This window comes from Parashewanella tropica, assembly GCF_004358445.1.
Lineage (GTDB): Bacteria > Pseudomonadota > Gammaproteobacteria > Enterobacterales > Shewanellaceae > Parashewanella > Parashewanella tropica.
Map to the genome: position 1 here is coordinate 1,865,146 of NZ_CP037951.1, position 12,056 is coordinate 1,877,201.

The 12,056-nt window shown below is 38.6% G+C and carries 8 protein-coding genes and 4 tRNA genes; 7 read left to right on the plus strand and 5 right to left on the minus strand.

Going from position 1 to position 12,056, the window contains the following annotated elements:
* Nucleotides 1-137 precede the first annotated feature (137 nt).
* Both E2H97_RS07925 and E2H97_RS07930 read left to right on the plus strand, forming a co-directional pair.
* Nucleotides 138-1,640 (plus strand): peptide MFS transporter, encoded by a 1,503-nt coding sequence (locus E2H97_RS07925; RefSeq protein ID WP_133406651.1) that lies wholly within the window; start codon nt 138-140, stop codon nt 1,638-1,640.
* A 288-nt stretch (nt 1,641-1,928) separates the two neighbouring features.
* On the plus strand, nt 1,929-2,684 hold the full coding sequence (locus E2H97_RS07930) for a hypothetical protein (RefSeq protein ID WP_133406652.1): 756 nt from the start codon (nt 1,929-1,931) through the stop codon (nt 2,682-2,684).
* 18 nt (nt 2,685-2,702) lie between these two features.
* Here the strand turns inward: E2H97_RS07930 and E2H97_RS07935 are convergent.
* From E2H97_RS07935 to E2H97_RS07950, 4 genes are all read right to left on the minus strand, one after another.
* Nucleotides 2,703-2,779: transfer RNA gene (locus E2H97_RS07935), tRNA-Met, on the minus strand.
* Between the two features lie 39 nt (nt 2,780-2,818).
* A tRNA-Met gene (locus tag E2H97_RS07940) sits at nt 2,819-2,895 on the minus strand.
* 37 nt (nt 2,896-2,932) lie between these two features.
* Nucleotides 2,933-3,009, minus strand: a tRNA-Met gene (locus tag E2H97_RS07945).
* A 40-nt stretch (nt 3,010-3,049) separates the two neighbouring features.
* Nucleotides 3,050-3,126: transfer RNA gene (locus E2H97_RS07950), tRNA-Met, on the minus strand.
* Between the two features lie 221 nt (nt 3,127-3,347).
* Here E2H97_RS07950 and rlmKL point away from each other — a divergent pair.
* From rlmKL to E2H97_RS07970, 4 genes are read left to right on the plus strand one after another with little or no spacing between them, the layout of a single operon-like run.
* Complete coding sequence (gene rlmKL / locus E2H97_RS07955; RefSeq protein WP_133406653.1) at nt 3,348-5,471, plus strand: bifunctional 23S rRNA (guanine(2069)-N(7))-methyltransferase RlmK/23S rRNA (guanine(2445)-N(2))-methyltransferase RlmL; 2,124 nt, start codon at nt 3,348-3,350, stop codon at nt 5,469-5,471.
* Nucleotides 5,464-5,703, plus strand: coding sequence for a glutaredoxin family protein (locus E2H97_RS07960; RefSeq protein WP_170308263.1), 240 nt, complete (start codon nt 5,464-5,466; stop codon nt 5,701-5,703). Before rlmKL ends, E2H97_RS07960 begins: the two co-directional genes overlap by 8 nt.
* A gap of 1 nt (nt 5,704) precedes the next feature.
* Nucleotides 5,705-7,618: an ABC transporter ATP-binding protein gene (locus tag E2H97_RS07965; RefSeq protein ID WP_133406654.1), complete on the plus strand. Its 1,914-nt coding sequence runs from the start codon at nt 5,705-5,707 to the stop codon at nt 7,616-7,618.
* 27 nt (nt 7,619-7,645) lie between these two features.
* A complete protein-coding gene (locus E2H97_RS07970; protein ID WP_133406655.1) occupies nt 7,646-9,520 on the plus strand; it encodes a DUF3466 family protein in 1,875 nt (624 codons plus the stop codon).
* Nucleotides 9,521-9,955: 435 nt separating this feature from the next.
* Here E2H97_RS07970 and E2H97_RS07975 read toward each other — a convergent pair whose 3' ends face one another.
* Nucleotides 9,956-11,437, minus strand: coding sequence for a hypothetical protein (locus tag E2H97_RS07975; protein ID WP_133406656.1), 1,482 nt, complete (start codon nt 11,435-11,437; stop codon nt 9,956-9,958).
* A gap of 390 nt (nt 11,438-11,827) precedes the next feature.
* Here E2H97_RS07975 and rmf point away from each other — a divergent pair, with 390 nt between their 5' ends.
* Entirely contained in the window at nt 11,828-12,004 is a 177-nt protein-coding gene (gene rmf, locus E2H97_RS07980; RefSeq protein ID WP_133406657.1) for a ribosome modulation factor, read from the plus strand.
* Nucleotides 12,005-12,056: the final 52 nt, after the last annotated feature.

Here is a 12,056-nt window from a genome sequence, read left to right on the forward strand (position 1 = left end):
CCTTCAGCATAATGTAGTATCAGATTAGGGGAGTCTTCGCTATTGCTCTTAAATGTATTAAAAACATATACATTCTCGTTAGCAATAGGAATACAAAAATCGACCGTATATGGTTAAGTTTCTGAGGTACTGTGCCAATGTCAGAGAAAAGTCAACAACCCGTTAGCCAAACTCGTTCGTTTGCAACTATTTGTTTAATCGAAGTGTGGGAGCGCTTTGGTTTTTACGGTATGCAGGCATTAATTGTCTATTTCATGGTTCAGCGTTTAGGCTTTGAAGATAAAAGAGCCACTTTGGTATGGAGTGCTGCTGCTGCGCTAATTTATGTATCTCCTGCAATTGGTGGCTGGGTTGGTGACAGAATTCTCGGTACGAAACGAACCATGACCTTGGGTGCCATTATTCTCAGCATTGGTTATGGGTTAATGACCATTCCTACTTCAGACACTTGGTTTCTTTTCTATTCTCTAGGGGTTATTGTTGTTGGTAATGGCTTATTCAAGCCAAACGCTGGGAACATTGTCCGTATGATTTATCACGGTGATGATGCCAAGATAGACAGTGCATTTACGATTTATTACATGGCAGTGAATGTCGGTTCGACAGTTTCAATGTTACTTTCGCCCGTTATCAAAGAAGTTTTATCCAAGAAATATGGGACAGATATTGGCTGGCATGGTGCTTTTAGTGTTTCATGTGTAGGTCTGCTTATTGGTTTAGCGCAATACTTTGTAATGCAACATACCTTGAAACTTTATGGTTCAGAGCCTGATAAAAAGCCTCTAAATCTCACTAATTTATTTGTTGTTCTTCTAATGTCAGCAGTCACTGTCGTTATCTCTGCTTATATCCTAAATTATGAATCATTAGCCCGCTTGTTTGTCTATGGTGCAATTTTAGTGATTTTAGGCATTTTTATTTATCTAATTGCGAATAGTGATCACAAAGAAAAAGCAGGATTAATTGTTGCGTTGATACTCACTGTGCAAACGGTGTTTTTCTTCGTGTTTTATCAACAGATGTCAACTTCGCTAGCTTTATTTGCATTACGTAATGTCGATGCTAATTTCTATTTATTTGGACACAAACTCTGGACCTGGCAGCCTGCACAGTTTATGGCGTTAAATCCTATTTGGATTATGCTACTGAGCCCACTACTTGCTTGGCTCTATAATTGGGTTCATAAAAAGAACATCAACTTCCCAATTGCAGTAAAGTTCATGCTTGGTTTTGTCGTTGTCGCGTTAGGGTTCTTTATTTTCGGATTTGCAGGTGAATATGCTGTAAATGGTAAAACATCTTCTTGGATTATGATTTGGGGCTATGGAGCATATTCACTAGGGGAGCTTTTAGTTTCTGGATTAGGTCTAGCTATGATTGCACGTTATGCTCCTGCCAGAATGGCCGGATTTATGATGGGAGCATACTTTGTTGCATCAGGCAGTTCACAATATCTCGGCGGTATTGTAGCTAACTTTGCTAGTGTTCCGAAAAACCTTACCGATCCTTTGCAATCATTACCTATTTATACAGATTTGTTTACCAAGCTTGGTATTGCGGCTGTAGTTTGTACCCTGATTTCATTGGCATTATTACCTAAGATGAATAAGTTAACTCAGGAACATCAAGCTCATAATTGATCAAAGATATTAGCTTATAAATAGCCACATAATGTGGCTATTTTAGGTTAAGGGCTTATGCGCATTATTTTACAACAACTGTGGCAGTTGCCGATACTCCGGATTATAGCTGTAATTGTTATTATGCATTATCTAAAAATTTTACAGGAGTAATATAGCTGCAATGTCTGTTTTTTTGACTTCATTTGAGCAATCAGGCAACTTAAAGCCTATTTAGATAACTTTGTATTTATCGATAATGGCTCGCTTTTTATACCTATCAAAACATAAGCTCATGGATGGTCAATTATGTACGTTAAGTTGTTAATTTTAATGCTATTTCTTTCAATGTCTATAGGTTGTAAATCAATACCTAAAGGTGGTGCTCTACCAATAAATACAAATAAAGAGCTGGAATTGAATGTCTTATCTATCGACTGGAGTGGTTTTAGTTTAGCATTAGGACAGCGCAGAATTAAAGATACAGGCTTTATTGTTGGTAATTTGTCGCAATCCTTTAACGGTGCTGCGGCATTCTTGGGGCCTGTAGGAGTGCTTGCATCAGATTTAGCAAATGAGAAGCATTTGTCTGAACCCCTTGAAAGTGAGCTACAAAAACATTTCGATTTAGCTCAAGCTTTTTATGAAGTATTAATAAAATCTCAAGATTTAAATGAATCCAATATTTCAATAAATTCCAGAATTGATAAGGGTGGTTTGATTCTAGAACCTTGGTGTCTAATATTTGAAAATAAAAATGGCTTATTGTTTATGCCTCAACTTAAAGCTATTTTGGAGTCGGCAAATGGCGATATAATTTGGGAGGGTAATTATGGCTCTTTCAAAATAAATAAAGCCATTAATATACAAGATACAATTTCAAAAGCTCAAATCGTTGAAATAAAATCACGGTTGAGCAGAGGGTATAACGATATTGCAAAGCAACTTATTGCCAATATGCAGGGGAAAGATCACTATGTTGAAAATGATAAGACACAGGAGGTTATGGATAAATTGACGAACTTAGACTCAATAAAACTAGATGATAAAAAGATAGAAGATTGAGTTATACAATATTTAGATTGGTTGCGGGAGCCGGATTTGAACCGACGACCTTCGGGTTATGAGCCCGACGAGCTACCATGCTGCTCCATCCCGCGTCCGGATGTTTGAAATACAGTTTTCTTCGAATGAAAATTTGGTTGCGGGGGCCGGATTTGAACCGACGACCTTCGGGTTATGAGCCCGACGAGCTACCAAGCTGCTCCACCCCGCGACTGTATTTTTATAATCAGCTTTTCAATTTAGATAATTGGTTGCGGGAGCCGGATTTGAACCGACGACCTTCGGGTTATGAGCCCGACGAGCTACCAAGCTGCTCCATCCCGCGACTGATTATTTTTGCTTTTAAGACTTACTCGTTACCGAGTTGGTTGCGGGAGCCGGATTTGAACCGACGACCTTCGGGTTATGAGCCCGACGAGCTACCAAGCTGCTCCATCCCGCGTCCGTCTTTAAAGCGGGGTGGACTATAACGATGTGGCTGTTCCGTTGCAAGGGATATTTCAAAAATATGAACCGTCTGCTTAAAAATGGGGCGATCTGGCTTTCTTTTCTGCAAATTACATAGATTTACCATTTATTCGATATTTTATTGCTAACTCTTTATGTTTTAAGAAATACAGTAGGTATAATGTTCGGCATTATTTTATGGTGTTGAAGTACCACATGTTTGAATTTTTTGCAGCGGCCCCTCGTGGCTTTGAATATAGCTTAGCTCAAGAGTTAACTCAGCTAGGCGCTACCGACGTTAAAGAAAGTGTTGCAGGGGTGTATTTCTCTGCTGATCTAGAACTTGGCTACCGCATTACGTTATGGAGTCGATTAGCAAGCCGAATCGTACTCATTCTGCAAAAAGTGCCATGTAACAATCCTGAAGAACTTTATAACTCTGCTTATTGTATTGATTGGCCGAGCCACTTCTCTAATAGCAGTACCTTTAGTATCGATTTTCACGGTACCGGCGGCTTTATCAAAAATACTCAGTTTGGTGCTTTAAAGATCAAAGATGCGGTAGTAGACCGATTCCGTGATGATGGTGAAGTGCGCCCTGATGTAGCACGTAGTCACGCTGATTTCCGTATCGATGCCCATTTCCGCCGTGGAAATTTAACTATTGGTATTAATTTTTCTGGTCCAGCACTACATCAACGTGGTTATCGTGATAATACTGGTGCTGCACCATTAAAGGAAAACCTAGCTGCTAATATGCTTGCTAGAAGTGGTTGGTCAAATGAACCTACTGACCTCATGGATCCATTTTGTGGAAGTGGCACAATTCTTATTGAAGCGGCAATGATCGCCGCAGATGTTGCACCAGCACTCAATCGTTTTCATTTCGGCTTTAAGCATTGGCGTCGCCATAAAGAGGATATGTGGGAAGGGATTTTAAAAGAAGCAGAAGCCAGAGCTTCTCGAGGTATCAATCGCTGCTCATTTAAGTTCTTTGGTTCTGACACTGACGCAAGAGTATTAAGTATTGCTAAGCGAAATGCCAAGAGTGCAGGTGTTAGTGGTTTAATCGAATTTACCCAAGCTGATGCGCTTGAGGCGATACCTCCAGTTGAAACCGGAACCTTAGTTACCAACCCTCCTTATGGTGAGCGTTTGGGGACTAAAACGAATCTTCTACAACTTTATTACCAAATTGGTGCTCATCTAAAGCAAAACTTTGGTGGCTGGAAAGTTGCCATGCTGTGTAGTGAGATTGAATTGCTTTCTGCGCTTAAGCTTAAAGCTGATAAGCAACTTAAAATGTATAACGGTGCAATTGAATGTGGTTTCAATATTTATTGCCTATATGCCAACAGCACTCGTCGCGAAGTTGAAACACATGCAGCCGATTTGAGTACTGTTGCTCCTGATTTCAGTAACCGCTTAAAGAAAAACATCAAACAGTTAACTAAGTGGGCGAAGAAAGAGGGGATTGATAGCTATCGTTTATATGATGCAGATATCCCCGAATACAATGTTGCTGTTGATCGCTATGTGGATTACATTGTGGTGCAAGAATACGCTGCGCCTTCTTCTATCCCTGAGTCAGTGACTAAGCGTCGTATTAGCGACATTTTATTAGTATTACCGCATATTGTTGATGTTCACCCAGACAAAATTGTCGTAAAAACCCGTGAGCGTCAGAAGGGCACTAATCAATACAATAAACTGCAAAAAGAAAAGGTTGAGTTAACGACCCTTGAATATGGCGCTCAGTTCAAGCTTAACTTGTCTGGTTATTTAGATACTGGGTTATTCCTTGATCACCGCTTAACTCGTAAATTCGTTGGTGAACAATCTAAAGATAAACGAGTACTTAACTTGTTTGCCTATACCGGCTCTGCATCTGTGCACGCTGCGTTAGGCGGCGCACAGTCAGTAACCACCGTTGATATGTCGAATACTTACTTGAACTGGGCGAAAGATAACTTTGCATTGAATTCATTATTTGGCAAGCAATATTATTTTGAACAAGCGGATTGCTTACAGTGGATAGAGCAAGGAAAAGGTGAGTACGATCTTATCTTTATCGATCCTCCTACATTCTCTAATTCAAAGCGTATGGAAGATTCATTTGACGTACAACGTGATCATGTTGATATGTTGAGTAAGCTATTTAAGATGTTAAGTCCAGAAGGGCAGATCATTTTCTCCAACAACAAGCGTAAGTTCAAAATGGATATTGCGACATTTGAGAAAATGGGCATTAAGGTTCAAAACCTAGATGCTAAATTGCTACCACAAGATTACAAACGTAATCCTCATATTCATAATGTTTGGATGCTAACTCGTGGATAAGCAAAGCATATTATTAACTCTATTTCACACAGATGGTTGTCATTTGTGTGAATTAGCCGAAGCTCAATTAGAATCGCTCAAGCTACCATTTCAAATGGTCGATATTTGTGATGATGAAACACTCGCTGAACAATATGGTATTCGTATTCCTGTGCTGTTGAATAACCAAAATCAGCAAGAGTTAGGTTGGCCGTTTGAGCCACAAGATATTGAAGAATTTATAGGAGCATAAATTGAGTCTGGTTCGTATCAATAATGGTTCATTGGCTTATGGCTATATTCCCCTTTTAAAAAATGCCGATTTCACCATTGAAGAAGGTGAGCGAGTTTGTATCGTTGGTCGTAACGGTGCTGGTAAATCTAGCTTGTTAAAAGTATTAGCTGGCGATGTATTGCTGGATGATGGTGAATTTAATATTGCTACTGATGTCAAAGTAAGCCGTCTACAACAAGATCCGCCAAAATCTGCTGAAGGTAAAATTTATGCTTACATTGCAGCAGGTTTAGCCGAAATTGGTGACATGCTAGAAGAACACCATGAACTTTCAATTAAACTTGGAACTGCTGAAGGCGATGAAATGGATCGCCTACTAAAACGCATGCAAGTTTTGCAAGAAAAGTTAGAGCACAACAATGGTTGGCAGTTAGATGCACGTATAAATCAAATGTGCCAAATGTTGGATTTAGATCCAGATAGACCTCTTGCTGAATTATCGGGTGGCTGGCAGCGTAAAGTTGCATTAGCGAGAGCATTGGCATGTGATCCAGACTTATTACTATTGGATGAGCCAACTAACCACCTTGATATTGATACCATCGAATGGCTAGAGCAATTTTTAATTGGCTTTAAAGGCGCTATTGCTTTTATCTCGCATGACCGGGGTTTTATTCAACGTATGGCAACTCGTATTGTTGATTTAGACCGTGGTGTAGTAACGTCATGGCCAGGAACTTATCACAAGTATCTTGAAGGTAAGCAAGAATGGCTGCGAGTCGAAGAAGAGAAAAATGCTCAATTTGATAAAAAACTTGCTGAAGAAGAAGCGTGGATCCGACAAGGCATTAAAGCTCGTCGTACCCGTAACGAAGGTCGTGTGCGTGCCTTGAAAGCTTTAAGACAAGAACGTAAGGCTAGAATTAACCGTCAAGGCAATGTGTCGATGGGCGTTTCTGATGCTGAACGCTCAGGTAAGTTAGTGTTTGAAGTAAAGGACGTTAACTACAATCTGCCTGATAAAAATCTGGTTAAAAACTTTTCGACTCGTGTGATGCGTGGTGACCGCATAGCGTTAATCGGTCCAAACGGCTGTGGTAAATCTACGCTTATCAAGTTATTGCTTGAGCAAATACAACCACAATCGGGTGATGTACGTTGTGGTACTAAATTAGAAGTCGCTTACTTTGATCAGTACCGAGAAGCGTTAGATCCTGAAAAAACGGTTGAAGAAAACGTAGGTGATGGTAAGTCAAACATTACCATTAATGGCAAAGATCGTCATATTTTAAGTTATCTTCAAGACTTTCTATTTTCACCAGCTAGGGCTCGTACACCAGTGAAAGCACTATCTGGTGGTGAAAAAAACCGTCTGTTGCTTGCAAGGTTATTGTTACGTCCAGCAAACTTAATTGTTCTTGACGAACCGACGAATGACCTTGATATTGAGACCTTAGAGTTGCTAGAGTCGTTACTGGCTGATTTTACTGGTACTTTGCTTATCGTTAGCCATGATAGGGAATTCATTGACAATACTGTCACCTCAAGTTGGTGGTTCGCTGGTAATGGGCACTGGTCCGAATACGTTGGTGGTTACAATGATGCTATTTCTCAAGGAGCGAAATTTTTCCGTGAGGAACCTGAAGACAAAACCGTTGTCCAACCCAAGGTTGAAACAAAAGCAAACCCCGTTGAAGCTACAAAAAAAACAGCTAAAAAGCTAAGTTACAAGCTACAACTTGAGTTGAAAGAACTTCCCGCTAAAATGGAGCAACTTGAGCAGGAAATAGAACAATTACAAGAATTGGTCAATCAAGCCGATTTTTATAGCCAACCGCAAAATACAGTAAATGAAAAGCTGGCACAGCTTGCGGATAAAGAACAACAATTAGAAGTCTACTTTGAGCGTTGGGAAGAATTAGAGTCGCTATAAAGTAACTGGGTGAAACAGGAAAATTAAATGAAGTTAAGCCGTAAAATCGCATTATCTGCTGTTGCAGTAGGCGTGTTGGGTGCGTTAGGAAACGCAGTTGCTGCACCAGTTTATGAAATAATAAACCTAGATACACAAGAATATGATTTTGTTGGTGAGGGGCACGGTACACTTGTCAACACCCGAAATGGTTATGCACAAGCAATCAATAACAAAGATCAATTAGTTGGTATTGCGTTAGGGCGCAAAGTGCTTAAGCCTGAGGATGTTGAGAACGACATCATTGATAGTGCCGATGGTATCTCGTCTTCAGTAAGAATTGTAAATACGACTGATAAGCCAATAGAAGGTAATAACTTCGCTTTTTCATCTTCAGATAACACACCTGATAATAAAGATTGGGTGCCAGTTTTCGAATCGTTCAATGGTAATAAAGCACCTGGTACACCAGATGTTACCAATTCAATAGATAGCCAACTGTTTGCTATCAATGAAAATGGTATTCAAGTAGGTAGTATTACTGGAGCCCAAAAAACATTACCTTTTACAGGCGATAGAAATGATAATAATAAAGACCAAGACTTTTGGTTTTATCGCGACTATGAAGCTCGCGGAGTAGTCAAAAACGGTGATGTAGAAATACCGCTTGTTCCTCCATATCATACCTATACAGACAAAGATAACAAAAAGGCTGAAGTCGGCGGTTTATCAATGGCTACCGCTATTAGTGATAACAATTTAGTCGTTGGTTATGCCAGTACTGACATTGCAGATTCAAGTACTGGAAATTTAGATAATTGTTTAAAGTCGGACGCTAAAGAGCCCGTGCAAGTCTGTATTCAAGACTTACAGTTTGCAAACAGACCTCTACCTAGCTATCAAATCCGTGCACATGCTTGGCAATTAAAAGACGATAATACAGTTACGTCAATCGATTTGCCTCTAGGTCTTACTCCAGATGACAATTCTAAAGCGATTTATGCATCACAAGCAATCGGTGTAAACAATGACGGTGTAATCGTTGGTCGTTCGGATGTATATCGTAATGGCGACAAGAAGGTCCAACGTTACGATGCTGCTTATTGGAAGAAAGATACTGATGGCAAATATCAATATCATCATGTTCCAAACGTTAATGATAAAGATGATAGAAGCTCAATCGCTTATGCCATTAACAATGCAGGTATTTTAGTAGGCTCTTATAGTGCTTTCATTGAAGGTCGAGTTCGTAGTAAATTTTTCTATTACAACACTCAAGAAGCGGGCGATAAAGTTGTCGTACCCAATGATTTTAAAAATAGCTTATCAAGCCTAACCAGTGTACCTAGAAGCATCAATAACAAAAACCAAGTCGTTGGTAGTATTGAAACCGATTTTTCGAATACCCAAGTTCGTCCTCGCGCTGGCTTCTTATTTGAAATGGATTCAAATGACGACAAAAAATTCCATAACTTAAATGATTTGCTCACTTGTCAATCTAAAGGTTACGAGCCTGAAGGTGATACTTGGAAACGCCACCAAGTTGATGTTGTGGACGGTTCAGGTAAAGAGCTTAAATATTCAACTAACATCCAAGTAGTTGAAGCTAATAGTATTAACGATGATGGTACGATTGTTGGTACAGCATTGATCACTAAACCTCGATATCAAATAGATAAAGACGGTAAGCCAGTTGTTGATCCAGACAGTAAAAAACCATTATTTGAATTAAATGCAGATGGCCAACCAGTAACAGCTTTAATTCCTCGTATGGTTGTATTAAAACCAGCTGGTTCTGGTGCTCAAGCATGTAATTTTTCTGATGTACCGGGTGAAAAACCTTATGTTCGTAAAGGTGCTGGTATGCTGTTCTGGGTGTTTGCATTACCTTTAGCGTTTTTACGTAGACGTAAGATGAAGTAAATACTGGGATTTTTTGGTTTTGCTTTAAAAACCAAAGTTATTCAAAAAGCCCGATTAATTAAATCGGGCTTTTTTGTGTCTAATCCAAATTTAAGCATAAGCTAACCAATGTCATTATGATTTTTATGTCTTAGATGAATTACTTGGGCATGTACTATTGTGTTTGGTAGCTGGTGGTATAGATCACACAGTTAGAAGGGAAATCAAATATTTTAATACTTCAACAGAACGTTTTATATTGTGCTTAAAAAATTGAGAGGCGTGCTGTTAGTATGCCTTATGGCCGAAATTATTCATCTTGTAGTAAAAGCTATGATATATGGCGTTTACAATTAAAGATAAATAGGAATTAACTGAGGGGAGATGATTGGATTCGGTATGATATTTACTTGAAATGATGTACCCCGCAACGCGGGCGAGGTACATCTTAATATATTAAGAGCGCTTTAATACTCTAATGATATATCCAGTAGATGAATCAGCATCTTTTTCAAGAACTAAGAACTGCTCTTTAGAGTCTTTGTTAATAGTTAAATCGAAAGAAGCAAGAACAAGACGGCTACTGTTTTGAGATGCAATAGCATAAACCTTGTAGCTGTTGTTGATTAGGTTGATAGATTCATTTTCACCAAAGCGAACTGTTTTATTCAACTTTGCTGTATCGATGGTTTCATCACTTCTAACAAAATAGAATCGAGCTTGTGAAAAGTCATCACTGTCTACAAGGTTTAGTAGAGCAAGTTTTTGGTCATACAAGCTAAGAGAACGATCATTTTTAACGATCAGGGTGTTAACTTTGTGATCTTTCTTATCATTTTCACCATTAATTTCATCGACGTATAGGAAAATAGTTTTATTACTGTTTTTCTCTAAAGATAGAAGATGGTTTTTAAGAATAGTTTTTTTAGTTCCAGCGTTAGTTATATCAACACCGTAGTCACCTTTAGCGTGTTTTATACTTTCACTGCGTTTACCTAGCATAAGGTTGGCTACATCAGGCGTGTCATCAACACTTCCAAGGAAAAAATCTACGCTAGAGTTGTAATCAGGTAGCAAATCAATTTTTTGAATACCGTTATAAACTTTGTACTTAGCTTCAGCATCGTGATCAACATATTCAACAGTTGATGAGCCAGCTACACGATCCAGAGTTACTGGTGATGAACCTGAACCGGTGTTCTTTCTGATCACCATTACATACTGACTAGTATGCTTATGAGTAACTTTTTCTGATTGATAAACTACGTCAGTTTTACCAGCTTCAGTAATGTAAAATACGTAATCATCGTATTTTAGTTTTTTACTATCAGATAGACCTTTGTAAGCAACAGTGGCAACTTTGGTTGCTTCTTTAAAGGTTTCGTTACCTTTAGAAACGTGCAGCTCATAATTATTTGAATTCGAGTACAGGTTTAATGCTCGAATATCAAAAACTTTGTCTTTCTTGTCTTGATCAGTGTTGATCACATCGATGGTGTATTTTTCAACTTGTGGAGCATCGATGGTGTTGGTCAATACTAGTAATTTAATTTTGCCTTTTTCAGCTTTAACTTCGCCCTTGTTAAAAAGCTTTAAGTCATCACGCTTTGTGCTGGTTCCATCTTGCCATGCTAGTTCGTAAGTATGCTTACGAACAGGGATGTCATGGTTAATACCTGCTTTACTATATTCAACGCCAGAGTATGTTCTTTCGAAATGATCGTCCTTACTAGAATTTGGATTCTCATCGATAGTTAGAAACACTTCAGGAGCAGTTTCAGAAGCATTATAAAATTTAACATAGCCTTTATCTGTAGCTGGTTTTGATCCGGAACCAGAACCAGAATCGGAGCCACATGCAGATAATCCCAAAATACAGCCTGTTATGAGTACTGATTTTGAAAAAAATTTATTATTGTTTATTTTCGATAAACTCATTTTTCACCCATATAATAATTTGATATCAGCAACGACACCTTTGTTCGATGCATTAAATGCATACTATCATAAGGTTGCATGAGATATGTTATCCAATATTACTTTTTGTTCTATTTTATGAATAAAATTTGAGTTTATTTACTTCATTTTAGAGACGTTCCACGTGCGTAAAATAAAGTGTTGTGTAAAATTTAATCAAAAAATACTTGATTTTAGATTTTAAACCCATTATTTCTAAAGTAGCACTGTCAGTCTTTCTCACCTTTCTTTCTCCTATCATGGCGGTGCAGAATAACAACATATACAAGCGCTACTTGGTATAAAACGTATTTACTTGACTGTATTTAGAGAGTTTTTTACTCCAACAATACAGCTGTGAGGACGAATATTATGAAGAGAAGGAAACGAGATAAACTTGATCGAGCATTTTCTAAAGGATATCAAGCTGGAATAGGTGGTAAGTCAAAAGAGCAATGCCCTTATATGAGCTTAGAATCTCGAACTCAGTGGTTAGGTGGTTGGCGAGAAGGGGTAGACGAGCGATTTACTTGCTTACCGATTAAGTAGCAGTCAAAATTAAGCCCTCGTTTTCGAGGGCTTTTTTATCAAACTCTCAGAG

Bases quoted from the DNA above. Each gene is read 5' to 3' on its own strand.
- rmf (WP_133406657.1), top strand. From the start codon at position 11,828: ATGAAGAGAAGGAAACGAGATAAACTTGATCGAGCATTTTCTAAAGGA.
- rlmKL (WP_133406653.1), top strand. From the start codon at position 3,348: ATGTTTGAATTTTTTGCAGCGGCCCCTCGTGGCTTTGAATATAGCTTA.
- E2H97_RS07925 (WP_133406651.1), top strand. From the start codon at position 138: ATGTCAGAGAAAAGTCAACAACCCGTTAGCCAAACTCGTTCGTTTGCA.
- E2H97_RS07930 (WP_133406652.1), top strand. From the start codon at position 1,929: ATGTACGTTAAGTTGTTAATTTTAATGCTATTTCTTTCAATGTCTATA.
- E2H97_RS07970 (WP_133406655.1), top strand. From the start codon at position 7,646: ATGAAGTTAAGCCGTAAAATCGCATTATCTGCTGTTGCAGTAGGCGTG.
- E2H97_RS07975 (WP_133406656.1), bottom strand. From the start codon at position 11,437: ATGAGTTTATCGAAAATAAACAATAATAAATTTTTTTCAAAATCAGTA.